General features: G+C 59.6%; 20 protein-coding genes and 1 tRNA gene. 14 read left to right on the forward strand and 7 right to left on the reverse strand.

All coding sequences use genetic code 11. The features are described 5' to 3' along the window. Window positions 1-2 precede the first annotated feature (2 nt). Both otsB and V1278_RS04730 read left to right on the forward strand, forming a co-directional pair. Window positions 3-839 (forward strand): trehalose-phosphatase, encoded by an 837-nt coding sequence (gene otsB, locus V1278_RS04725; RefSeq protein WP_334369061.1) that lies wholly within the window; start codon window positions 3-5, stop codon window positions 837-839. A gap of 196 nt (window positions 840-1,035) precedes the next feature. Continuing rightward, window positions 1,036-2,496 (forward strand): trehalose-6-phosphate synthase, encoded by a 1,461-nt coding sequence (locus tag V1278_RS04730; protein WP_334379850.1) that lies wholly within the window; start codon window positions 1,036-1,038, stop codon window positions 2,494-2,496. A 173-nt stretch (window positions 2,497-2,669) separates the two neighbouring features. Here V1278_RS04730 and V1278_RS04735 read toward each other — a convergent pair whose 3' ends face one another. Next, window positions 2,670-3,020: a hypothetical protein gene (locus V1278_RS04735; protein ID WP_442893687.1), complete on the reverse strand. Its 351-nt coding sequence runs from the start codon at window positions 3,018-3,020 to the stop codon at window positions 2,670-2,672. Window positions 3,021-3,216: 196 nt separating this feature from the next. Here V1278_RS04735 and V1278_RS04740 point away from each other — a divergent pair. Continuing rightward, window positions 3,217-3,306: transfer RNA gene (locus tag V1278_RS04740), tRNA-Ser, on the forward strand. A gap of 202 nt (window positions 3,307-3,508) precedes the next feature. On the opposite strand, the gene V1278_RS04745 is transcribed toward V1278_RS04740, so the two are convergent. Next, window positions 3,509-3,793: a hypothetical protein gene (locus V1278_RS04745; RefSeq protein ID WP_334379851.1), complete on the reverse strand. Its 285-nt coding sequence runs from the start codon at window positions 3,791-3,793 to the stop codon at window positions 3,509-3,511. Between the two features lie 789 nt (window positions 3,794-4,582). Between V1278_RS04745 and V1278_RS04750 the strand changes: the two genes are divergently transcribed. Continuing rightward, complete coding sequence (locus tag V1278_RS04750; RefSeq protein ID WP_334379852.1) at window positions 4,583-5,590, forward strand: ABC transporter substrate-binding protein; 1,008 nt, start codon at window positions 4,583-4,585, stop codon at window positions 5,588-5,590. A gap of 444 nt (window positions 5,591-6,034) precedes the next feature. After that, window positions 6,035-6,721 carry an ABC transporter substrate-binding protein gene (locus tag V1278_RS04755; protein WP_334379853.1) on the forward strand — a complete coding sequence of 229 codons (687 nt, stop codon included), beginning with the start codon at window positions 6,035-6,037 and terminating at the stop codon, window positions 6,719-6,721. A 140-nt stretch (window positions 6,722-6,861) separates the two neighbouring features. On the opposite strand, the gene V1278_RS04760 is transcribed toward V1278_RS04755, so the two are convergent. Together V1278_RS04760 and V1278_RS04765 are read right to left on the reverse strand one after the other, a co-directional pair. Further along, window positions 6,862-7,215 carry a hypothetical protein gene (locus V1278_RS04760; protein ID WP_334379854.1) on the reverse strand — a complete coding sequence of 118 codons (354 nt, stop codon included), beginning with the start codon at window positions 7,213-7,215 and terminating at the stop codon, window positions 6,862-6,864. A 107-nt stretch (window positions 7,216-7,322) separates the two neighbouring features. Then, complete coding sequence (locus tag V1278_RS04765) at window positions 7,323-7,838, reverse strand: GNAT family N-acetyltransferase (protein ID WP_334379855.1); 516 nt, start codon at window positions 7,836-7,838, stop codon at window positions 7,323-7,325. A gap of 350 nt (window positions 7,839-8,188) precedes the next feature. On the opposite strand from V1278_RS04765, the gene V1278_RS04770 reads away from it, so the two are divergent. From V1278_RS04770 to V1278_RS04785, 4 genes are all read left to right on the forward strand, one after another. Then, a complete protein-coding gene (locus V1278_RS04770) occupies window positions 8,189-9,178 on the forward strand; it encodes an ABC transporter substrate-binding protein (RefSeq protein ID WP_334379856.1) in 990 nt (329 codons plus the stop codon). 47 nt (window positions 9,179-9,225) lie between these two features. Then, window positions 9,226-10,200 (forward strand): ABC transporter substrate-binding protein, encoded by a 975-nt coding sequence (locus V1278_RS04775; RefSeq protein WP_334379857.1) that lies wholly within the window; start codon window positions 9,226-9,228, stop codon window positions 10,198-10,200. 285 nt (window positions 10,201-10,485) lie between these two features. Next, window positions 10,486-11,424: an ABC transporter substrate-binding protein gene (locus V1278_RS04780; RefSeq protein ID WP_334379858.1), complete on the forward strand. Its 939-nt coding sequence runs from the start codon at window positions 10,486-10,488 to the stop codon at window positions 11,422-11,424. A gap of 244 nt (window positions 11,425-11,668) precedes the next feature. Next, the gene (locus V1278_RS04785; RefSeq protein ID WP_334379859.1) at window positions 11,669-12,649 is read left to right on the forward strand and encodes an ABC transporter substrate-binding protein; all 981 of its coding nucleotides are present in this window, start codon (window positions 11,669-11,671) and stop codon (window positions 12,647-12,649) included. Window positions 12,650-12,834: 185 nt separating this feature from the next. On the opposite strand, the gene V1278_RS04790 is transcribed toward V1278_RS04785, so the two are convergent. The 3 genes from V1278_RS04790 to V1278_RS04800 are packed head-to-tail and all read right to left on the reverse strand — an operon-like array spanning window position 12,835 to window position 17,338. Continuing rightward, on the reverse strand, window positions 12,835-13,974 hold the full coding sequence (locus V1278_RS04790) for a response regulator (RefSeq protein ID WP_334379860.1): 1,140 nt from the start codon (window positions 13,972-13,974) through the stop codon (window positions 12,835-12,837). Window positions 13,975-13,988: 14 nt separating this feature from the next. After that, entirely contained in the window at window positions 13,989-14,354 is a 366-nt protein-coding gene (locus V1278_RS04795) for a response regulator (protein ID WP_334379861.1), read from the reverse strand. Then, complete coding sequence (locus tag V1278_RS04800; protein WP_334379862.1) at window positions 14,351-17,338, reverse strand: GAF domain-containing protein; 2,988 nt, start codon at window positions 17,336-17,338, stop codon at window positions 14,351-14,353. Before V1278_RS04800 ends, V1278_RS04795 begins: the two co-directional genes overlap by 4 nt. 627 nt (window positions 17,339-17,965) lie before the next feature. On the opposite strand from V1278_RS04800, the gene V1278_RS04805 reads away from it, so the two are divergent. From V1278_RS04805 to V1278_RS04825, 5 genes are all read left to right on the forward strand, one after another. Then, the gene (locus V1278_RS04805; protein ID WP_334379863.1) at window positions 17,966-18,928 is read left to right on the forward strand and encodes an ABC transporter substrate-binding protein; all 963 of its coding nucleotides are present in this window, start codon (window positions 17,966-17,968) and stop codon (window positions 18,926-18,928) included. Between the two features lie 198 nt (window positions 18,929-19,126). Further along, window positions 19,127-20,125, forward strand: a complete 999-nt coding sequence (locus tag V1278_RS04810; protein ID WP_334379864.1) for an ABC transporter substrate-binding protein — start codon at window positions 19,127-19,129, stop codon at window positions 20,123-20,125. Window positions 20,126-20,498: 373 nt separating this feature from the next. Continuing rightward, window positions 20,499-20,633: a hypothetical protein gene (locus V1278_RS04815; protein WP_334379865.1), complete on the forward strand. Its 135-nt coding sequence runs from the start codon at window positions 20,499-20,501 to the stop codon at window positions 20,631-20,633. Window positions 20,634-20,729: 96 nt separating this feature from the next. Continuing rightward, window positions 20,730-21,338, forward strand: coding sequence for a hypothetical protein (locus V1278_RS04820; protein WP_334379866.1), 609 nt, complete (start codon window positions 20,730-20,732; stop codon window positions 21,336-21,338). A gap of 807 nt (window positions 21,339-22,145) precedes the next feature. Beyond that, the gene (locus tag V1278_RS04825) at window positions 22,146-24,668 is read left to right on the forward strand and encodes an alkaline phosphatase family protein (protein ID WP_334379867.1); all 2,523 of its coding nucleotides are present in this window, start codon (window positions 22,146-22,148) and stop codon (window positions 24,666-24,668) included. Window positions 24,669-24,707: the final 39 nt, after the last annotated feature.

Here is a 24,707-nt window from a genome sequence, read left to right on the forward strand (position 1 = left end):
ACATGAATCAGGATCTGGCCGAAATGTCATTGGAAGACGATATCGCCCGCGAAGACGACGCCGCGCTGGAAACAGTTCCGGTGCCACGCTCGATGGTGCCGCACTTAAGCGAGTCCGCCATTCTGCTCGACATTGACGGCACGCTGCTCGATCTGATGCCGACGCCGCGCGAAGTGTGGGTGCCGCCGGGGCTGGCGAAGACATTGAACCGCCTGCTGGTCAGGACCAACGGCGCGCTGGCGCTGGTCAGCGGCCGTTCGCTCAACGATATCGACCTGATTTTCGCGCCCGATCAATTCCCGGCCGTCGGCGGCCACGGCGCCGAAATGCGGATCGAACCGGACAGCGAGGCGGTAGCCGCCCACGCTCCGCCGATGGACAAGGAGTTGAAGCGCCGGCTGGCGGCGATCGCAAAGCTGAGCCCGGGAATATTGCTGGAGGACAAGGGCTACTCGCTGGCGCTGCACTATCGCCTCGCGCCGCATGCCGAGAAGGCGATTTATGCCGCGGTGTCGCTGATCCGGGCCGATCTGCCCAATGCGCCGATCGAAGTGTTGCCCGGCAAATGTGTCTGCGAGATCAAGCACTCCGGCTTCACCAAGGCGAGCGGGGTGCGCGAATTGATGACGCGCGAGCCGTTCAAGGGGCGCCGTCCGTTCTTCATCGGCGACGACGTTACCGACGAGAGCGTCTTTGCGATCATGCCCGACCTGGATGGCCTCGCCTTCTCCGTCGGCCGCCGTGCCAAAGGCGTGGCCGGACACTTCGATGCGCCCAGCGACGTCAGGGAATTCCTTACACACCTGCTTGATGACGAAAGGGACGCATCTCTGCCATAATGTTTTTCGTCCCGTCGAGTTTCGAACATAGATTCTCGCGCTTGGCGCCGAGGTTCGCGGCAAATTTTATTTTTCGTGAGTTCCGGTGAGTTCCTGCGCGCTGCAGCCCGAATTTGGTTTCAATTCGTTGAAAGGGTGATCAGGAACCATATTGATGAACGGTTGTTAACGCGAGCGTACCAACGGGAGGGGACCTGTGAACCTCGTCGTCGTTTCTAACCGCGTTTCGCGCGGAAAACCCAACGAACCCATGACGGGGGGACTCGCGGCGGCGTTGTTGCCGATCGTAGAGAAGTCGGGTGCTATCTGGGTTGGTTCCAGCGGACGGGTTCGCGACGGGAACCAGAAGGAACCATTTGCCGAGATCGAAGCGCTTGGCGCCGGCGCACTGGCGATGCTGGACCTGCCGGCCGCGCATTACGGCGGTTATTACGAAGGTTTTGCGAATTCCGCATTATGGCCGGCGCTGCATTCGCGCGCCGATCTGATCCGCGCGTCGCATGAGGACTATCTCAGCTATCGCGAAGTGAACGCCTTCATGGCGCGCGCGCTGTTGCGATTCCGAAAAGCGGATTCCGCGTTCTGGATTCAGGACTACCACTTCCTCGCGCTCGGCGCCGAACTGCGCGATCTCCGCGTCACCGAGCCGATCGGTTTCTTCCTCCATACGCCATGGCCGGCCCGTTCGGTGATCGGCGGCGTGCCGCACCATCGCGAGTTGGTCGAGGCGATGCTGGCCTATGATTTGATCGGCTTCCAGACCGAGGAAGACTGCGAGAATTTCCTGGCTTACGCGCAGTCCGACCTCGGCCTCGTCGTGCATGACGGCGTCATCATTTCGCGCTACGGCCGAACGCGCGCTGCGGTATTTCCGATCGGCATCGATCCCCAGCTATTCGCGCAGTTGGCAACGAAGGCGTCGACCCATCCCGATGTCTCGCGGCTGCGGCGCAGCCTGAATGGCGAGAAGCTCGCCATCGGGGTTGACCGGCTGGATTATTCCAAGGGTCTGATCAACCGCATCAAGGCGTTCGACCGGATGTGGACCTTGCACCCGTCGCTGGCGCGCACGGTGTCGTTGCTGCAGATCGCAACGCCGTCGCGCGGTGCGATCGAGGCCTACGGCAATTTGCAGAGCGAGGTCGCAAGGTTGGTCAGCGACGTCAACGGTGTTCACGGTGAAGTCGACTGGACGCCGATCCGTTATCTCAACAAGGGCTTCGGCCAGGCCGTGCTCGCCGGCCTCTATCGCACTGCGCAGGTCGGCGTGGTCACGCCGCTGCAGGACGGCATGAATCTCGTCGCAAAGGAATATGTCGCCGCGCAAAACCCGGTCGACCCCGGCGTGCTCGTGCTGTCGAAATTCGCCGGCGCCTCCAACGAACTCGACACTGCGCTGTTGGTCAATCCGCACGACATCGACGGCATGGCGCGCACCATTGCGATCGCGCTGTCGATGCCGCTGACAGAACGGCGGATGCGCTGGGAGGCGATGATGGCGAAGCTGCGCGGCCATACCATCCAGCGATGGTTCGCCGACTTCACCGACGCGCTGCGCGAAAGCCAGCTCGATCGCAGCGAACTGGCGCCTGTCCTGGCGGAGCCCCCGCTATGGCCGCTTCGTTCCGCCAGCAACAACACCGCGCGGTATCATTAGAGCGTTTTCCAGCGAAGTGGACACCGGTTCGCGTCAAGAAAACGCGTCAAAACAGGAATCTAGAGCCCGGTTCTGATTCAATCAGAACCGAAAAGGCTCTGGGACCCGGCTCAACCGAGCCAACGTCTCATCCTGAGGTCCGAAATGAAAGTGCCCGGCAACCCAAGCCGCACTTAATGGCAATATGACACGCCATCCAGCACCGGGCAGCGCGCCTTGTTCGGCGCGCTCGGATTTTCCATCGGCACCATGCCGCCGCCCTTGCCTGAGCCGGCGAACACGCCGGGGCCGATGACGACGGACGATTTGTTGCCGATGATGACGCTCGGATGCGGCGAGGCCAGCCTCGATCGCGAGCCGTCGGCCCACACGATGGCGTCGCCCGCGAAGATGCCGCGCCGGCCGTCATCGCAGCTTACATCCACGCCCTGACGCGTGCAGGCCTGCGCCATCGCCGGACCCGCCGCGGCGCCCGCATACGCCGATAAAAGGATAGCGAACAGAAGCGCCCGCGCGATGATCATGCCGTCCTCCACCGATTGCGTTGCCACTGTGGTCGTCGATCGTGGCCGGATTCCGGTTCAAGGGCCCGGAAAGCACTGATCGTCCGACGCTGAACGTGCCAAATTGCCAAATAAATTCAAGGAATTGGGGAAATTTTGACGGCTGTGCCCGGCGTCCCTTGCAAAATCAGTGCTGCCCCTTCAAGAGAGGGCCTCCGGAGAGATGGCCGAGTGGCTTAAGGCGCACGCTTGGAAAGCGTGTGTGCGGGAAACCGTACCGTGGGTTCGAATCCCACTCTCTCCGCCATACAGGCCGAAAAGCTTTTATTTATCAGCGCTTCACGAAGTTGATTGTTTGGCAGCCCATATCCCGGCCCATACTTCTCATCGCACGACTAGCCGCTAGGTAGGCTTAAGTACGCAAACCCGGTTTCCCTGAAGAGCGAACTGATCTCTGTCGTTGGACGGCCGGCCGGCATACGGTTGGTGAGTTGAGGGAAGCGTCTCTGCTACGCCATCACCGCGACGAACTTTGCGGAGGGGCCGCCTGGTCCGATCGCAGCGCGGATGATTTGCTTTTGATTCAGTTGGTCGATGAATGCGGCGTTGTAGAACGTGATGAAGTCGCCATCGGTCATGGGCTCATAACGATCGATCAGGACCGCGGTCTTCGGTGCAAGCTGTTCGATGGTCAGCAAGGTAGGCGTCGTCGAGAGAGGGGCGGCGCCCCCGCTTGGCGTGCCTATCGGCATATGGGTGGTGATGCCAACCGTGTTGACTTTGATGTCGCGCATCGCCTGGTCGGTCTTTCCGTCCTACGTCCCCCAGCGCGGTTTCCTCCCTTGGAGGTTTTCGGACGCCGGCCCCGATGTGCGCGGCACCACCTGCATGGGGCCGGCATAAACCCTTCACACAACCGGACTCATGCGTCGCAGCAGGAGAGCTCTATTCGATCACCTCGTCGAGCGCCGCACTGCAGCATTTCGCTCCCGCAAACCGACCGTCCCCTCGCGCCTTTTGATGATCAGGGCTATTCTTTCTCTCCGATCGTGGTTTCGGCGAAGCGCGTGAATGGCAAGAAATGAGCCGCACAGCTTTCGTTGGTGATCAAATGGCGCACAGCGGCCAAAAGGGCTTCGGCATGACCAAGCACGGCCGATCAGGGCACGCGACCCGATCGCCGCGTTTCCGCTTCCTGCAGAAGCTCGAAGCACAAAAGAACGATCGCAGGGACCGCTCTCGGATCAAGGACCCGAAACAGTCCGTCGAAGAGCTATTCCATCCCCGGAAGCCAACATGAACCTGACGAACTAGCTAAGTCCGGGTCTACGTCGGTTGCTGGAGGAAAAACGGACTACGTTTGCGCTGTTAGAGACTTCCGAGTCTGGACCCTGAGCGGACCGAGCGCCAGATCCGCGCCTCCCCGTACGGCGCGATGAAGCTAGGCAACGCCACGATGCTCGCTGGTGTTTAATCGACGCTTCGACCTTGTCGTCATCACATGATTGGTCGTACTATGTCCGCGGCGGTACTGCATGCATTCGAGATCATTCGCTGCGATCCACGAATATGCGGAGCACGCAATGAAGCAAGGTTTTGGGTGTTGGCTCGCCGCGCTAAGCATTGCATTCGGCAGTCCTGTAGCCGCGCAACCCGTGGCGGGGCAGCAGGCGGAAAAGACCCATCGCGTCGGTATCCTGTGCGGTGGGTGCAGTGATCAGGAGGCCCCGTCGAGGCACGCACCAATTCGCCAGGCTCTGCGCGAACGCGGCTATGTCGAAGGCAGGAACATCGCCTTCGTGTACCGCTCGGCAGACGGAAGATATGAGAAGTTACCTGACCTTGCCGCCGATCTGGTCCGGGCCAAGGTCGACGTCATCATGGCCGGTGGGGGGTTGCCCGGAGCCTTGGCTGCAAAAAACGCGACCACGACGATTCCGATCATATTCGTAGGCATTGGCGAAGACCCGGTTCAGCATGGCCTCGTTTCCAGCTTCTCTCGGCCTGGCGGCAACGTCACCGGATTAGTTGATCGCTATGCTGATCTGATTCCGAAACAGCTGGCCTTACTGAAAGAGGCGGTGCCGAGCGTATCGCGCGTGGGCGTATTGTGGGATGCGCGCCTATGGCAAGCGCTCGAACCAAGCTTCCAGGCGATGCAGGCGGCGCTGCCGTCGCTCGGGTTGCAGCATTACGCTATTGCGGTGAATGGGCCTGACGATCTCCCCGACGCATTCCGGGCGGCGAGTCGCGCGCAGGTCGAGGCGCTCATCCTGTTCCCGTCGCCCATATTCAATGTCCATCTTGCGGAATTCGCACGGATGACGGCAGAGCAAAAAATTCCTGCGATTTCCGGTTTTACCGACTTCGCTCGGGCTGGTGGTTTTTTATCGTACGGTCCGAACATCACGAAAACTTGGCGGTATGCCGCGATATCCGTCGACAAGATTTTCAAGGGAACGAGCCCGGCCGATATTCCCGTCGAGCAATCGGACAATATAGATCTCGTCGTCAACCTTCAGACCGCAAGGGCGCTGGGGCTGATCGTGCCGCAAGCACTTTTGGTGTCGGCGAACGAGGTCATCGATTAAGGGCAGGGGCGGCCTGTCGACGAAGTGTTTCGCCTCGTCGGTTGTGAGCATGTCCGCCTCTGACCCAAACTGGACGTCTGCGGATGCAATTACCGCTCCCCAGCAGTTTTGAGCCCCTATGGTATAGAGAGGTACGTTCAGCGGGAGCCGCGATGCAACGGCGCGAGTTCATGATCACAATGCTTGGTGGTATGGCTCTCGCCTCGCCGTTGGCGGCCCGCGCGCAGCAATCGTCAGTTCCAGTGATCGGCGTTCTCGGCCGCTGGCGTTCCGAGACAGAGCCATTGCTTAGCGCGTTCCGGCGCGGCCTCAAGGAAACGGGGTTTGTTGACGGCCAGAACGTAGCAATCCAGTACCTGTCCGAAGACGACCCTCCTCGCCTACCGGAGTTCGCGGCAGATATGGTTCGACGGGGCGTTTCGATAATCTTCACTGGTAATAATGTTGGGGGCGCTGGCGGCCAAGGCAGCAACGTCGAGAATCCCGATCGTATTTGTCGTCGGTCTCGATCCGGTAGTCATGGGGCTTGTCTCATCGATAAATCGGCCGGGCGGCAACGCCACCGGCGTCTCATTCCGGGTCAGCGCACTAGAGCCGAAGCGGTTCGAGCTGCTGCGCAATCTCTTGCCTCAAGTGTCGTCGGTTGGCGCGCTGGTCAATCCAGATAATCCAAATGCCCAGAGCCATGTAAGAGATTTGAGAGCAGCAGCGTCGCCATCGGGGCTGCAACTCTACATTCTGGAGGCCCGACGCGCGTCTGACTTTGATGCGGCGTTTGCAACGCTAGTCCAAAAACGCGGAGAGGCACTGCTCGTGACGTCCGATCCGCTTTTTAACCGCCAGCGCCATCAGCTTGCAGAGTTAGCCGCGCGAAATGCAATACCTGCAATATATCCGTGGCGTGATTTCGCAGACGCTGGTGGCTTGATGAGCTATGGCAACAGTCTCAGCGACGCTTTCCGACAGGGCGGCATCTATACTGGTCGTATCCTAAAGGGTGAAAAACCCGCTGATATTCCCATTTGGCAGCCGACAAAATTCGAGTTCGTGATTAACCTCAAAACGGCAAGGGCGCTTGGCCTAGAAATACCGCCCGCGCTGCTGACGTTTGCCGACGAGGTGATCGAATGAGCCGGCTTTCCTCTTCTGGCCCATCAGCGAAGTGGCGACCCGCCTCATTGAGGTCCGCTCAGTGAGGCATGGCGGACTAGATTTGCTTACCTTCAGTTCTTCGCATTTTGACCCGTTCCGGAAGTCATGCCTATTGGATGTTATCGCCAATCGTCGATGATGTAGGCGCCGGGGCGGCAATAGCCGGGATCGTTCTGTCTGCGCATGGTCACGCCCAGAATTTCGGTGCGAAATCCGCGGGCGACGAGATGCCGATAGGCTTCGTGGCGTGCCATGTTCGCACCAGCCAACAAATTCGACATGCCGGCAGCGACCGCCAACGCCTCGCACGCGTCGAGCAGCCGAAGATAATCGTGTTCGGCCGATCGTGCGTCGCGGACCGCGCCGAATTTAACGTAGCAAGTGTCTGTGCCGGCTTCGCTGCTTGGCCCGTAGTGACACACCGCGAACGCCGCGATGCCATGGGCACCTTCGACCAAAACTATATCACCCAAACCTTGCGCGTGTGTGGCGCCTATCTCGCCGGACAAGTCGAGACCAGGGTAAACTGTCTCAGCTACGTCCCGGCACGACTGGAGAGCTTCCTCTCGCTGCACTTGGCTCAACTCGCTGAAGCGCAGCCATCCGGCTGCCGTTTGCCGCACCGCTCTTGCCGACATGATTGCTGTGAGGAAACGCGCGTAAAAGCCGTACCTTTGATACAGGGCGATATGTTTCGCGCTGTCAATGTGAACAGCCCGACATGCTGCGTCTTCCAGATATCGAATTGCTGCATGGTCACCGCAAGCAGTGCTCGGGCGATACCTTGCTCCTGGAGATCAGGACGCACAGTCAATGGACCGAAGAAGCCGACGCTTCCCCAATTGGTGGCAAAGTTGGAGCCGACTAACTTTCCATCCAGCGTCGCGCCGAACGAGGCCACGTGAGCCGCCTGCTGGCGGCCATAGACGTAGTCCCGATCGGCCCAGAACATGTCCGGGTTGGGAGCCCCAAGGAAGGTACCAAAGGCAAGACGGAATATCCGCGCGGCTTCCGGCAAATCTTCTTCCTCGAGTTTGCCAACCACCGGGCGGCTCGCTTTCGGATCAGCGTTCGCGCTGGCAATATGATCTGACATGATCACCTCCCTTTTTGGAAGTGCCCACATTTAGCGACGATAGCAGCTCGGGTACTCGCAATCCAAACAAGCTAGGTTGATCAAGCGATCGATGTCGCCTGATGTGTAAGGATAGATGCCGTTGGGTATATGGACGTCAGCTCATGGCACATCAGCGAAGTGGCGACCCGCCTCATTGAGGTCCGCTCAGTGAGGCATGGCGGACATTTGCTTAGCTTGAGTTCTTAGCATTTTGACCCAATCCGGTCCTAAGCTGGGCCGGAATTCCGCAGCGCAGCAGTCTCTCACCGTACTGAGGTGTGCTATCGTTTTGGTCAGCGTGGGAGGCGATGGCAGTGAGGCGACGCGAGTTGATTACTCTGCTTGGCAGCGCGGCGGTGGTGTGGCCGCTGGCGGCGCGCGCGCAGCAAGCGGCGAGACCGCCGCGGCTGGCGATGTTCCATCCGGCAATCCCGCCCGCGCTCCTGACTGAAACCGGCGGGGGCAGCGCATGGCGCGCCTTTTTCGGCGAGCTGCGCCGTTTGGGTTACGTGGAAGGACAAAGTCTGATCATCGAACGCTACTGGGCCGAGGGACGTCATGACCGTTATGCCGAAGTGGCCCGTGAAATCGTGACCCGCAACCCGGATGTGATCGTCACCGGAACGAATCCCGTCGTGAGCGTGTTCAAGGCGGCAACCGGTACGATACCGATTGTTGCTTTCATGCTGGATCCGCTGCAGGCGGGGCTGGTGACCAACCTGCACCGGCCCGGCGGTAACCTCACCGGCATCACGCTTGATGCCGGCATCGAGATCTGGGGCAAGCGGCTGGAGTTCTTGAAAGAAGCCATTCCTTCGATGCAGAAGGCCGTATTCCTGGGGATGCGCGGCGGATGGGAAGGGTCTGTGGGGCAAGTCTTGCGGGATACCGCCGCGCGTTTGGGAATTTCGCTGGTTTTTGTCTTCCCGCAGGAGGGGAAGCCCTCGGAGATTGAGCGCGTCTTCGATGCGATAGCGGAGCAACAACCGGACGCGGTGCTGGTGAGCGGAGAGGGCGACCTTTACGCCAACCGCCAGCTCATCGCCGAGCTCGCAGTGAAAAAACGCTTGCCGACGATATGTCCGTACCGCGATTACGTCGAAGCCGGCGTGCTGATGGGTTATGCGCTCGATCTCACGGAGCTGTTCAGGCAGTTGGCCGATGACGTGCACAAAATCCTGAAAGGTGCCAAACCGGGTGACATTCCGATTTATCAGGCGACCAAATTTGAACTCCTAATCAACCTGAAGACGGCAAAAGCATTCGCCCTGACCCTGCCCCCGGCGCTGCTCGCCCGGGCCGACGAGGTGATTGAATGAAGTGGCACATTACTGCGACGCCTGAGTCCGCATCTGGCAGTGACTGAATGAAACGCCGCGATTTTATCACGTTTCTCGGCGGCGCGGTGGTAGCCTTGCCCCACGCAGCCCGCGCGCAGCGACCAGCCGTGCCACGGGTCGGCTACGTCTGGAGCGGCGCCCGCGGTACGGACGTGTACTATCAGACCGGATTCCGTCAGGGACTTGCGGACCGGGGGTACGTCGTCGGGCGCAACCTGATTTTAGAAGAACGCTACGCCGACGGAAAACCGGAGCACGTGCCTGCGCTGATCGCCGAACTTCTCACGCTCAATGTCGATGTTCTCGTGACTCCAGGCACACCCACTTCGCTGGCTGCGCAACGTGCAACATCCACGGTGCCGATTGTCTGCCTGAGCGGAGATCCCGTCAGAACCGGTCTCGTGGCCAGTCTTGCTCGACCGGGCGGCAACATCACCGGGCTGTCGCCACTCTCCGGTGAATATGGCGTCAAATGGCTGGAACTGCTGAAGGAGGCGGCACCGAAGGTGCATCGTGTCGCCGTGTTGTGGAATCCTGACAATCCGACGAATGCTAACCAAATCGAACTCGTGCAGAAAGCGGCACCCGCGCTCGGTCTTGAGCTGACAGCGCTCTCGGTGCGGCCGGCGGACATCGAGAACAGCTTCGCCGCTCTGGCAGAGACGCGCCTCGACGGCCTCATCGTCACCGACGATCCATCTCTGATAACCCTCATCCCCCGGCTGATCGCGCTCACCGCAGAGCGGCGCTTGCCGGCGATCTATCCATTCAGCGACTCGGTCCGGCGAGGGGGACTAATGTCGTACTCGACCAACCTTTTCAAGCTATGGCAACGCGCCGCGGGCTATGTTGATCGCATCCTCAAAGGGGCGCGTCCGGCGGAGCTTCCCGTCGAGCAGGCAACGGACATTACCCTGAATATCAACCTCAAGACCGCCAAGGCTCTCGGCCTCGACATTCCAATTGCGCTGCTCGGCCGGGCCGACGAGGTGATCGAATAGCGACGATAATAGCCGCGGTGCCTGAGTCCGTTCCTGGCAGAAATGCGAAGTGCTGACTGGCTATAAAATTGTCTGCTTATAAGGGGGTCGATCGGAAGTGATCGGCGCGGGCGTAAAGCGGCGCTTTTGACCCATAGCAGTTTGCGCTACGCGCAGCGTTTGCGACGCAGCATTTGCACCCGCAATGAGTGCGACGACCATCGAGACGTGATACTGAGAGTCCCGTCGTCCTCAAGCTGCTGTGAGGATCGAATGAAGCGGCGAGAGTTCATAGCGGGTGCCGCGATGCTGCTCGTTTCGCCAAGGCGTTCGTGGGCGCAGGGGACGCCTCGGCGAATTGGTTTCCTCGGTGCTTGGGCAGACGAGCCGGCTCGCGACCGAGTTCACGCCGCTTGGCTCAGCGGCTTGCGCGAAAAGGGTTGGATCGAGGGCAAGAACTTGCTTGTCGAATATCGTTATGCCCCGGATCGCCTGCCAGATTTAGCCGTCGAGTTGTTGGCCTTAACTCCCGAATTGATAATTGCCTCGGGACCGCAACCAGCCCTAGCCCTAAAAGCGGCAACCACCACCATTCCAATTGTGTTTGTGGCCGTGGCTGATCCTGTGGGGGCCGGTCTCGTGCGAAGCCTATCGCGGCCGGGTGGCAACTTTACCGGTCTTACCACCGTGGTGCCCGGGGATTTCTTCGGGAAGCAAATCGAAATCCTTCGGGAACTGGTGCCCAGTGCCTCGAAAATTGCGCTCTTGGTCAATCCCGAAAACCAAATGCAAAGACTGGCATTGGCGGACGAGTTGCCTCGCACAGCCGGGAAGCTGGGCATCGCTTTGCCGACGGTGGAGGCGACCAAGCCGGAGGAACTGAAAGTCGCCTTCGCCTCAGCAGCCGACCAACATGCCGATGCAATTGTCGTTCTGGGCGACTACCTGACCGTCTTCCAAGGTCCCCGGGTTGTCGCGCTGGCTGCCGAATATCATCTGCCCGCGATCTATTTTTTCCGGCAGTTTGCCCCCGGCGGATTAGTCGTCTATGGCCCCGATTTACCGGATCTGTTTCGGCGTGCAGGCACATATGTTGATAAGATACTCAAAGGAGCCACGCCCTCTGATCTGCCGGTAGAGCAGCCGACCAAATTCGAGTTAGTGATCAACATGAAGACTGCCAAAGCGCTCGGCCTCACCGTGCCGCCATCGTTGCTCGTTCGCGCCGACGAGGTGATCGAATAGAGCTTTCTTGCTGCGATGCATGAGTCCGTTTGTTGGCCCGACGAAATCCAGCATTCGTCCACTTGTCGGCTGTCAGGGGTAGACCGGAAATGTCTTGCGTTCGGCCAAATCGACGCAGATGACTCACTGCGGGCATGCGCACCGCGCCCGCATTTGCGGCGCAACATTTGCACGCCCAGTGAGTGCGACGACCATCGAGACATGATACCGTGAAGCCGCCTCCTCAAGCTGCGATGAGGATTGAATGAAGCGGCGGGAGTTCATAGCGGGAACTGCGGCGCTGCTCGTTTCGCTACGGCGTTCGTGGGCGCAGGAGGCTCGCCGTCGACTTGGCTTTCTTGCCGTAGGTGATGGGAGCGGGCAGGCCCTCAATCAAGCCGAGCGAGCGATGTTTGCCCGGCTGCGAAACCACGGCTGGATAGATGGAAAAAACCTGATTATCGAGTCTCGTTTTTCCCACCCCCCGGATCGACTGCCAGCTTCAGTCGCCGACCTGATTGCTCTCAATCCCGATGTGCTCATAGCCGCGGCACCGGCGGCAGCCCTAGCCCTGAAATCGGCAACTGGCACCATTCCAATTGTATTCGTGGCTGTGGCCGATCCCGTGGGGCTCGGCCTCGTGCAAAGCCTGTCGCGACCAGGTAGCAACATAACGGGTCTTACGACCATGGTACCCGATGACTTCCTCGCGAAACGTCTCGAGATCCTTCGGGAATTCGTACCCGGCGCCTCGAAAATCGCGCTCTTGGTCAATCCGGACAACCCAATGCAAATGCTGCACTTAGCGGAAGAGATACCCCGCATGGCCCGGAGGCTCGGTGTGGCTCTGCTGACAGTTGAGGCGAGCACGGCTGAGGAACTCGACACCGCCTTTGCTTCGGCCGCCGCCCAGCACGCTGATGGCATAGTTGATCTTGGCGATCCTCTGACCTTTGTCCAGGCTCCGCGAGTTATCGCACTCGCGGCGAAGTATCATCTGCCAGCAATCTACTTGTTCCGACACTACGCCAATGGCGGATTGTCAGTATATGGGGCCGATATAGCCGATCTGTTCCGGCGTGCGGGCGACTACGTGGACAAGATACTCAAAGGCGGCAAGCCTTCCGACTTGCCGGTAGAGCGGCCGACCAAATTCGAGCTGGTGATCAACATGAAGACGGCCAAGGCGCTCGGCCTCACCGTGCCGCCATCGTTGCTCGTTCGCGCCGATGAGGTGATCGAATAAGTTCGGCACTTCCGGGTTTGCGAAGGGTTTCTGATGCCGGCCCCATGATGGTGGTCCCGCACACACGGCGCCGGCGTCCGCAAACCTCCAAGGGAACCACGGGAGGGGCATGTAAGTGGCGCGACGTGGGCTATGGGGATTCAGGTCGGCGTAGCGACACAATTGCGACCGGTCTGGAGATTCAGTCAACCAAGTCTTGAAGTTCGTTTACGGGTCAAGCGCACACATTCACATTGAAGGCTTGGACCGGACGGTGAAAGCCCTTGAGCACGAGCCCGCCGACAGGCTCGGTCTCTGCAAGCTCCTCGATCGCCGCGAACACCTTGCTGTCGATCAGGATCTGTCCGTTTTTCGCCTCGGCGCACAGTCGCGCGGCGAGATTGACGACCGAGCCGGTGGCCGAATAGTCGAACCGGCCCTCGCAACCGATGCGGCCGAGCGTGGCGTAAGCCGTGGGCGATGCCGACCCCGAACCCGAGCTCGTGACTCAACTTGCGCCAGTCGGTCGCAAGTGCGGCAACGTGGTCGCGCATCGCGACGGCGAGCCGAACGGCGCGCAGCGCAGGATCGACACATGGCAGCGGATCGTTGAATACGACCATGATGCCATCGCCGGTAAAGCGGTGCAGCGTGCCTTCGAACTCGTGTATGAGCCCACCGAGGTCCGCGTGGTACTCGCGCAGAACCGCTATTACCTCCTCCGGCTCGGCCGTCTCCGCAAAGGCCGTGAACCCCCGCAGATCACAGAACAACACGGTCACATCTCGGCGGTGGCTGTCCAAGAGCTCTTCGCCCGAGGACAGAACGATCTCGGCAATCTGCGGCGCCAGGAAGCTCTTGAGCCGGCCCATGCGTTCGATCTCGGCGACTTGCTCCGTGACGCGCTGCTCGAGCGTGCGGTTCCAGTCGGCGAGTTCGCGCGCCTGCCCCTGCACCTTGTCATGAAGCTCCTTGAGGCGCAGGACCGATTTCACACGCGCTACCAGCGCGGACTGATCGATCGGCTTGGTCAGATATTCGTCGGCCCCGGCCTCGAGCCCTGTGACCACATCCCTGGTATCGGCCCTGGCCGTCACCAGAATGATGGGCATGAACGGAAGCTCGGCATCCTGCTTGAGCCGGCGGCAGACCTCGATGCCGTCGATCTTGGGCATCATGACGTCGAGCAGGATTAGATCCGGGGCGCTTTCTCTGGCGGTAGCGAGCGCTTCGTCTCCGTCGGCCGCCTGCATGAGCTCATAGCCGTGTGGCGCAAGCCGTGCGCTGAGAATGTCGCGGTTCGCCTCGCTGTCGTCGACGATTAGAATGCGCGGAGGATGGTGCATCGGAGCTCGGCTCGTCAGGGCAGATATTCCCGGATCTTGGCGAGCAGCTCACGCGGACTAAAGGGCTTGGTGACATAGCCCTCGCAGCCCGCAGCCCGCGCCTTGTCCTCGTCTCCGCTCAGGGCGTAGGAGGTCACCGCGATAATGGGGATTGCGGAGAGTGCCGGTTGAGCCTTGATCCGGCGTGTCGCCTCGTAGCCGTCCAGAAGCGGCAGCTGTATATCCATCAGGATGAGATCGGGCCGATCCACGGCGGCGGCCGCAACGCCGTCCTCGCCATTTTCGGCTTCGATCAGCTCGTATCCGACGCTCGAAAGCAAATCCCGCAGAATTCGCCGGTTGTCCTCCTGATCTTCGATCACCAGGATGCGCTTGGTCATGGCTGCCTCGCCTGTCGCTCGACTCGCACCGGAACCGTAAAGGAAAATGTCGCGCCCTCGCCAGGGACCGATTTCACCCAAATCCGCCCGTGGTGCAGTTCGATGATCCGCTTGGCGATCGACAGGCCGAGCCCCGTTCCGCCCTTCTTGCGGGTCGAGGATGTGTCGGCCTGAGCAAACTCCTCGAAGATCTTCACTTGATGGTCTGCCGAAATTCCGGGCCCGGTATCACGAACGGCGACCGTAAATGTGCCATCCGCTGCCGAAGCCTTGATCGACACCGAGCCCCGGTCCGTGAACTTGATGGCATTGCCGACAAGGTTGAGCAGCACCTGCGCGAGGCGACGCTCATCGCCGCGGCCAATGGGCAGATCCGAGGCGACTTCAACATTGAGCGCCAGATCCTTTTCGGTCGCGAGCGATTCGACCGCGACGACCACGGCGTGTACGACGTCTCCAAGTGAATAGTCGGTCAGCGACAGGGTGAGCTGACCCGCCTCGATCTTGGACAGATCAAGGACGTCGTTGATCAGACCAAGAAGGTGCTTGCCGTTGCTCTGAACGCGCTCGAGCACCGCTCGCATCTTGTCGGGCATGTCACCATAGATGTTGTCCAGGATCAGCTCGGTGTAGCCGAGGATGGCGTTGAGTGGGGTGCGCAGCTCGTGACTCATGTTGGCGAGGAACTGCGATTTGTGCTTGCTCGCAATCTCGAGCTGCCGGCTCTTGTCCTCGATCTCATGGAACAACCTGGCGTTCTGGATCGCCAGCACCGATTGGGCCGCGAAGGTCTGCAGGAGGTCGATCTTGCCGGCCGAGAACGTACCGGTGTCACGCCGCCGTACCACCAGGGCGCCGACGATGGTGTCGCGGCTGAACAACGGCACAGCCAGCAGCGATCGATAGCCGGCGCGCAGGATGAGCTCCAGCGTCGGCGAGGAGGGCTCCTGACGCAGGTCGGGGACCTGCAGGGGTCCGCGAACCGAAACGGCCTGCTGCATCAGCCTCTCACCGGCGCCGATCCGTTGGTCGCGGATCGCTGCAATCAGCGCCTCGTCCATTCCGTAGGTAGCGCTCAGCCGGAACTGCTGTTGCGCCTCGTCGAACACGTAGATAGCGCCGGCATCGGTACCCGAGAGCTGCACCGCGTTGGCGACGATGGTCGCAAGCACGGTTTCGAGATCAAGCGTCGAGTTCACCGCCTGCGTGACGTCGCCGAGCGCTTTCAGCTCCTGGACCGAGCGCCCGAGTTCCTCCGTTCGCGCCTGAAGCTCATCAAGGAGCCGAACATTCTCCATCGCGATCACGGCCTGGTCGGCGAAAGTCCGAACCAGCTCGATCTGCCTGTCAGTAAAGGGTTGCACCCGCTGGCGTCCGAGATTGATCGTACCGACCACGACCCCCTCGCGCAGTAGAGGCACGCCGAGCATGGTGTGAGTTTTTTCCAGCGTCACCGTCTCGGTTATGGAGTATTCCTCGTCGGAAGCGATGTCAGCGATGTGGACGACCTGTCCCTCAGATGCAACCCGTCCGGTCATGCTCCCACGCCCAACGGGCAAAACGCGACCTCGAATGAGCGCGTTGTATTCGGGCGCAAAGGAAAAAGTTGCTACCACCCGATAAGCTTCTCCCTCGAGGTTGGAGATAAGCGCGGAATCGGCTTCGCACAGCCGTACGGCAGATTCGACCAGCGTATCGAGCACCGTCTGCAGGTCAAAGGCCGACCGGCTGATTACCTTGAGCACTTCCGCGGTCGCCGTCTGCTGCTGCAGGGACTCCCGCAATTCTGCGGTCCGCTGCTCTACCTTGTTTTCCAGGTCGGCATAAGATTCCTGCAACCGCGCGCCCATTTCGTTGAACTGGTCAGCGAGGCTTTCCAGTTCGTCGCCGGTCTTGATTGAGATGCGCTGGCCGAGATCGCCGGCGCCGATGCGTGCGGCGCCCGCGCGCAGCGCCTGGATCGGGCCGACCATGCGTCGCGCCAGCAGGATCCCTGCAAGCACAGCAAACACTGATGCCGCAAGTAGCACGAACGCTAGCCGCTGCAAGGCGGTGTAAAGCGGGGCATAGGCTTCCTCGACCGGCAGTTCGACAAACATGGTCCAACCGAGCGGCAAGATCGGCGCGGATGCGGTCAACACCTCTTGCCCCTGGATGTTGCGCGCGCCCTGCAGCTCGTCGGCTGTGCCGCCCGCCTGCCCAGCTTGCGCCGCCTGCACCTGCGTGAGCTTGGACATGTCGGTGTTGCGTAGCACAAGGCTAATGTCGGGATGCGCAATCAGCCGGCCCTGCGCGGCAACAACATAAGCGCGGCCGTGCTCGCCAACCTTGATCTGGGACACCACGTCCCAGATCAGCTTCAAGTTGACCTCGGCGATGCTGACGCCGGCATCTTTACGGGTGCCGGCCACCGCCAACGTCATATAGGGCTCGGATTCCCTGCGGAAGTAGACCGGCCCGTAGTAGACCTTGTGGGCGACGGCCTCCGTGAATTTCGGCTCCTTTGAAAGGTCAAGGTCGCTGTCGATCACGTTCATGGCCAAGCGCGAGACGCGCAGCCGCTCCTTGCCGGTAGAATCCACCTGCGCGAGTTCGGTGATCGCTGGCACCTGACGCAGCAATCGCAGCGCGTCAATGCGGCGCTGTTCGATTGAACCCGCCGACCACGGTAATTGGGTGGTCCATCCGAGCTGGCTCTCGATTTCCTTGATGAACCGGCTGATCTTGGCCGCCGCAGCCACCGCCTGTTCGTGCTGAATCCGGATCAGCGAGGCCTTGTGCTCGCGGTAATAGAAGAAAACCTCGAAACTTCCGTTGGCGAGCAGCGCCACGCCAACCACGGCGACAAACAGCGCAACGTATTTGATGAAGAGCCCGCTGCGGTTCCTCGCGCCGGATGAAACCGCTCCCAACCCCGCGCTCGCTACCGGCGATCCCGCTAGCGTCCGACCCCGTTGCGTATCCGGGTGGAGGGAGATGCTCATTGCGCAAATCTAGCAGCAATGCTCCAGCTTGTCCCATCCTGCGGATCGGGCGCCGGCAGGCGGTGATGGGAACCCCGGGGTTGCTCGCCCGGCAGAGAGGTACCGAAAGCTACAATCCCTGGCGACCAACCACCAAGCTGCCAAGCTCTCCATGCCACAGGCGTGGTCCTCTGAGGGGAGGGCGCATGCGACGAAAGGATTCATCTCATTCCTTGGCAGCGCGGCGACTGCCTGCTCGCGGCGAGTGCGGCAGCAATCCAATCTCGAAGCCAAACTCGGGACGGACGCTTCGTAATTTGGAGACACTGATAGCACTCCCCCACAACCTTCCCTCGCATGTCTTAGCCGCGCCGACGACGTGATCCAATGAGGGCGTAGTTCGGTGCATGAGTCCGGAGTTGGCACCCTTTGAGACATGCCGACCGGCTCAAGAATATCTGCTCTCAGGGGTAGACCGGAAGTGACTGGCGCATGGTCGGGATGACGAGATTGACCCGACTCGGACATCACGCAGGGTCCAATTGGATATACAGGTAGCTGTTAAGCGGCTAAAACAGGCACCGGAAACCACGTTGGGCTTCGGGCAGTTAAATGAATAGCCGCGCTTCATTGCTCTCAGGGACAAGGATGAAACGGCGTGAATTTCTCTTAAGCCTCGGCGGAGCCGTAATATGTCCCTTTGCTGCGTTTGGGCAGCAAATCAAAGTTCCGACAATCGGCGTACTCGTTTTGGGGAATCCTAATCCCGGTCCCTTTTTGAAAGCTCTTCGAGAAGCGCTGGGAAAAATTGGCTACATCGAAGGCCAGAGTTTTCGCCTGGAGCTGCGATCCGCGGGTGGCGATGCGGTAGCCCTTGGAGATTTGGCTAGTGAATTGGTTCGCCTCAAAGCCGACGTTATTGTCGCTTGGCAAACGCCATCTGCCATGGCGGCGAAGCAAGCCACGAACAGCATTCCCATCATCATGGCGGCAGTCGGCGATGCGGTTGCTACCGGACTTGTGAAGAACCTGGCACGGCCTGAAGGTAACATCACCGGAAATACGGCTATCGCTGCAGAAGTCATGGCTAAGAACGTCGAACTCATTCGTGAGACGTTGCCGGCCGCTCGCCGCGTTGCAGTTCTGGCGAACACGGTGGACCCCTTCAGCAAGCCCTTTCTCAGTCAGATCGAGCTCGCAGCACCGGCCCTTGGCATCGAGATCAATCGGGTAATGATGCATCCAACGGAGAATGCCGAGGGTCATTTTGAGGGAATGAGCCAAAGCAAGGTGGATGCAGTTATTATTCAACCAACCTTGGTACGGAGGGATGTCATCGAACTCACACTGAAGCATCAGATGCCTTCGTTCTCGATGGTTGGTTCGTTTCCTTCTTCGGGCGGTCTGATGTCGTACGGCGCCTCTGATCCCGACCAGTGGCGGGAAGTGGCCATATACGTGGACAAGATACTGAAGGGCTTACGCCCGGCCGATTTGCCAGTCGCGCAACCGACCCGGTTTGAGCTAATCGTGAATCTCAAGACCGCCAAAACGCTTGGCATCACCATTCCTCCGTCGCTGCTTACGCGCGCGGATGAGGTGATCGAATAGCGTTTTCTTGCCGTGGCGCATGAGTCCGGTTTTGGCACCTTTGAGACATGGCGTCCGGCCCTGACGATGTCCGTTTCCAGGGGAAGACCGGAAGTGGGCAACCCGCCGTCTAAACGGCGCTTTTGACCCGAAGCGGCCGTCGCAGAAAGGTGCTAGGCTCTCGTCCACCCACAGACGTGATCCTTGTAGGAGGGACACATGCGACGGCGTGAGTTCATCGCGTTCATGGGTTCAGGAGTCATGCTGCCGCTTAGTGCACGAGCGCAGCAATCGACGAAGGCGTACCGGATCGCGATACTGCATCCATTGTGGCCGGTCGCCGAGCTGACCGCAAGTAGCAGCAATCGGTTCTGGCGCGAGCTTTTCCAGGAAATTCGCCGGCTCGGCTACGTCGAGGGACAGAACCTGGTAATCGAGCGTTATTCCGGCGAGGGGCATGCGGCGATCTATCCTAAGCTCGCCCGCGATATCGTAGCCAGCAATCCCAATCTTGTCGTTGCGTTTACGAATTGGGTGGTGGCGCCTCTCAAAGAGGCAACGTCCACCATACCGATCGTTGCGATGACCATAGATCCGGTCGATCTTGGCCTTGTGCCGAGCATCGCACGGCCGGGCGGGAACATCACGGGCGTCAGCGTCGATGCTGGATCGGAGATTTGGGGCAAACGGCTTGAGCTTCTCCGGGAAGTCGTCCCAAAAATATCGAAGCTGGCAATTCTGGGGCTGCGTCAAAACCCGGCAGGAGCCTTAATGCAGAAGGCGGCAGAGAAAGCGGGCGTAGTAGTCGTTGGGCCCTACTATCTCGAGGATGCAAGCGAAGCGGAGTATCAGCGTGTCTTCGCCTTCATGTCGCAGGAAGGTGCCGACGCGCTCTTCGTCGACGGGAGTCCGGAACTCATTACGAAGGCACAACTGATCGGCGAGTTGGCTAAGAAATACCGGTTGCCGGCCATTTATCCATTTCGGTCGTATGTAGAAGACGGCGGGGGGCTCATGGCCTATGGCGTCGATTTTGTGGAGCTTTTTCACCAGGTCGCTCGTTCCATCGACAAAATCCTCAAGGGTGCGAAGCCCGGTGATATTCCCTACTATCGGCCGACGAAATTCGAACTCGTCATCAATCAGAAGGCTGCCAAGGACCTTGGACTCGCGATTTCGGAGTCGTTGCTCGCCCGTGCCGACGACGTGATCGAATAGTATGCTGTTTTGTTGCGATGAATGAGTCCGGAAGTGGCCCATCGCGTCATTTCGGGCAACGCAGCATTTCGGTCATTCGGAGCGAAGCGGACATCGCGCGATGATTACGCTGCCAAATTTATGTCAGGCGCGTTTGTTGAGAAAGGAACAAACTTCTTTCGACTCCCCCAAAGACCCGCTCTTGCGGTCGAAGCTCCAAGCATCAGAGTTTTTTGGAGCCGCAATAACTACTTTTTGGAAGGAGATCTGACCAATCCAGGCCCGGCCAAACATTCATCAGGCCACCTACAAACTTCTGCCCAACCTCGCGCATCAGATAGAGCCAATTTCGCGCCTCGCGCAAGATACGGAGGCACTGAACCAGCCGAACCCGATGGACACAATCATCGAACTGCTGCAGCAGGTGGTGAGCGGAGTCGGGCAGCTTCACGGCCGGCTGGAGAGGCTCGAGGCACGTTTGGACGAGCCGGCAGTGCTCAAGGCGATCAAAGCCGCGATTCACGGCTGAACATCCCTCTCGGTCAGCCTCGCTGGGCGCAGCGGCACGCTGATCAACCTCTTAGCAGAGGCGCGACGTGCGGCGTTGCCGCCGCTTGAGCGAACGATGGGCGATCTCAACGAGGTCATTCAACGAGAGACCGCGGCCTGTCAATTCACGGAACTCCCCGAGCCAACATCGTTGCCCACCGCCCGGAGAAAGCTCCGAGAGGAGACCGCACGCCTAGGCGCCGCGGAGGCCGAGGCCGACGCCGCGGCACAGCAGCTAATGGACTACCCTAAGCAGTCCATGTGGCATTGGCTTTGGGGGCCGGCTAAGGATTCGGACCGGCAAGCGCTCGAAACTCGGCTGGAGCAATTGCAGCGCCAGGCCCTCTACGCCCGCGCGTATCACACCAGAGCGAAACATGCGCTTGAGAGCGAGGAGCGGAAATTCCAAGTCGAGCAGGCTCGGCATCAAGCCGCCCCGATCGAACGCAAGGCGCAGGCCGAGAGTCGGATCGCGATCGCGCAGGCGGCGCTGCGCTTCATGGCCCAAAATCCACGAGTAGCGTTTTGGGGCGCTGATCACCTTATGCGGGTTGCGATGAGCATCCAGGAGGCGCGCGCAGGGCGAGCTCTGGCCTTAGCCTCCGACGAACGCGATAATTGGACTTTGGTCGACATCCTCGACATCTGGGGCAAGCCGTACCTGCCGCCGCCCAAGGTTTTCTGACCCGGGCGATTGAGCTTCGGGACTGCGGTCGGTCCTGTGTCCCGCGCCGGCGCTGTGCTGACACTCTTGCGGCTGCTTCTGTTAAATCTGCTAATTGCCCGCTTCGCGTTCTGACCACGCACACCCATCTCCGACGCCGAGGCCTAGCCTCAGTTTTCCAGAGCACCGGGGCTGGACGGCTTGCGAAAGTCGATCGAGCTGCGTGCAATGGCGGTCGGATGCCATGGCCTATGATGAGCTTTGGATCGAAATCGCGCGAGATCTGCTTCTGAATGGCGTCAGACACCGGCGATAGCTGCGCCAGTGAGACTTCCCTAGTGAGGGAGACCAAAGCGATATGGAGTAGCATGCAATAACGAGCCCCGAAATGCGGGTAGGCGGGCTATGCTTGTTGTGCGCAAATATCCATATGGTTGCAACGTGTTCGGATGCCAAATCTCGGTAGAATTTACTACCCCAGCGAAGCTCGCCTTTTTCGATAGTTTATGTTGGGTATTTCAATGATTTGCTCGGTCTCGGTGCCGCAAAGCCAAAAACCATTGCTGCGCACACGTGGGACAATTGATTCACGGATTATCTAATGCCCAGCGGTGCAGCTCCCAGTGTGAAGCCCTTCACATACTCGCCTACCGAACTGTGCTATCATTGCGTGTGTGGGTTCATGACCTCGGAGCGAGCCATTAAGGCCGCCGAAGTCGTTGCATTGTGGCGACCGGCGCCAAAACGGGTCGGAAGGACAAACGCGCGATAAGAAACTCAACTCACGCGATCCGCTGTCGGCCGCATGCTCTCGGGAGGAGGACAGTTATGGCCGAAAACATCAAACTGCAAAACCTCGCGGACGAAGGGCTTAGTCGACGCACCCTGATGGCCGGATTGGGCGCTCTGGCGCTCGGACCGAGCCCCAGCTCGGCGCAAGACCGCCCGGGCAAGGCAAATCGCGGCACACCCGCCAACGACTACCTGATCTGTCGTTCAAGCGAGGTCGATGACTACAGCGTCTGGTACGTCGACCTGGACGACGATGAGCAATTGTTGAAGCTCATGCCGGGGCATGAAGGAGCCAAATTCGACCGAAACCACCAACTGATCCCGATAGGCGACTACGTTTTGGAATGGGGGCCACTCACTCTTCGAGATTACAAGCCCAGCTTTCCCTTTCGCCTGTTCAAGTTCGACCCGAGCATCAAAAATCCTCTAGGCGTCAGGGCCGTCAGCCCTGGTGAGCTCACTTCGGTGAAGACGGGCACGTGGGAAAAAAAGAAGTTCTGGGGATCGCGGCCAGATTTCGGCAATCCCGAAGGCCCCGCCAAGGAGTTCGACAAAGGTGAGAAGCTGATGCTTCTGCCGCTCAGCTCTTACATCCTCAATATTATTCCAACCACGGGACGTGGCACGTTCAAGCTTTTTTACTTCGATCCGCAATCAGTCGACCCTTTGTACCAGTTCCCGACCTGGGTCGCTGGCGCATTCGAAACGATTAATTTCGGCCACGAACTGATTCCTATGGGCAACTACGTTCTCGATCGGCTGAATGCGAAAAGAAAAAAGGGCGGCAGCGATTATTGGCTATGGAGTTTCGATCCGATGAACGACACTCCACTGGCACGGCCGGCCAGACAGCAAGGTCACTGGAGTGACATTGACAACACCCATCAGCTAATTCCGATCGGCGAGTATTTGCTCGATTGGGATGTAGAGCAGGGTTCGTATCGACTGTGGGGATTTGATCCAGAACAACATAATCCTCTGACCGGTCCGGTGCGCAAAGGTTCGATGCCTAAGGAGTTTGGTTCAAAAACGACTCTGACCGCAATCCAAGGGCTGCGCCCGATCGACAAAACGAACAGGGAGGTCCCGGGCACGATCGATTTCATGCGCTCGAAGATCAAACATGTTGTTTACTACATGGTCGAGAACCGCTCGTTCGATCATGTCTGCGGTTGGCTCTATGAAAAGGGTGAAGGCAACATCAATTTCGTAGGGGCCGAAGGGCCCTTCGATGGCGCCAGTACCGACATGTTCAATCTCGACGTCGACGTTGATCCTCCCAAGAAGGTGCACCTCAAAAAGCACGAGGGAGGCGAGTTCATCATACCGTCCGATCCATATCATGACATGACGGACACGATGCGTCAGTTCTTTTTCGAGGATCGCGACGGCTATGCAAGGCGCGCAACGCCGGACATGGGCGGCTTCGTTTGGAACAACGGCACTTCTGCTATCATGTCAACCTTCACGCCCGAACAGCTCCCGGTGCTCAACGGATTGGCAAAGGCGTTCGCCATTTCCGACCGTTGGTTCTGCTCGATGCCAGGCGCCACCGACTCACAACGCGCTTTTGCGCTCACCGGCTCGGCGCTCGGCGAGCTCAACAACTTCATGAATGGACCCGAGTACACTTACTGGCCGGATCTGCCCCGCCGCGCATCGATTTGGAAGGTGCTGTGGGCCAATGGCTTCAAGAACTGGAAGATCTACAATTCGGTGGAATGGCAGAAGTTCGTTTTGACCTACCACCTGTTTCTTCAAGGTCAAATCCCGACCGTCGATAAAGACCAGAGCGCAAGGTACATTGCCGATATCGAGCAATTCAAGAAAGATGCCAGCGAAGGACGCCTGCCGGCGTTCAGTTTTCTAGAACCGATTTGGATCGCCTCGGACAAACCGGCCACGTCGTACCATCCCCATGGGGCGGGAGGCACGACGCCCGGCGAAAGGGCGCTCAACGAGATCTATGACTCGCTGAGAACCGGGCCAAACTGGAACGAGACGCTGCTTATCATTACGTTCGACGAGCACGGCGGCTTTTTCGATCATGTCCCGCCGCCCTACGCCCGGAATCCATGGCCGAATGACATGGTCGACGGCTTCCGATACGACATCATGGGCGTGCGGGTGCCCACGATACTCGTCTCACCCTGGATAAAGGAACGAACTGTCTTCCGTTCGCCTACGGAGGTTGCCTACGACTCAACGTCAATCCTGGCGACGCTGCTGACGTGGTACGGCATCCCCAAGGGGCGCTGGGGCTTGGGCGACCGCACGGAGCATGCTCCGACCTTTGAAGGCGTGTTTCAATGCCAATCGCCGAGGACAGATGCGCCGATATTGTCTCCACCGGAGGAGGCCCAGAGGGCGGCGGGTACTCCAGCCGAAGGGCTGAGCGATCTGCATCAGCTGATCGTGCCGCGACTAGTCGATTCGATTGTCGGAGGAAAGCGGACCGCTCGCGAGACGAGTGACGTCGCGAACAAAATCCTCGAGAGCGCAACCGACGAGAAGGTGCTGAATATGTTGCTCAAAGACCTGGCAAGGCAAATGAAATAACGTTTTCCATTGTCGAGTCATGTGGAGATCGATCGTGCG

It is taken from the genome of Bradyrhizobium sp. AZCC 1577, from assembly GCF_036924575.1.
Lineage (GTDB): Bacteria > Pseudomonadota > Alphaproteobacteria > Rhizobiales > Xanthobacteraceae > Bradyrhizobium.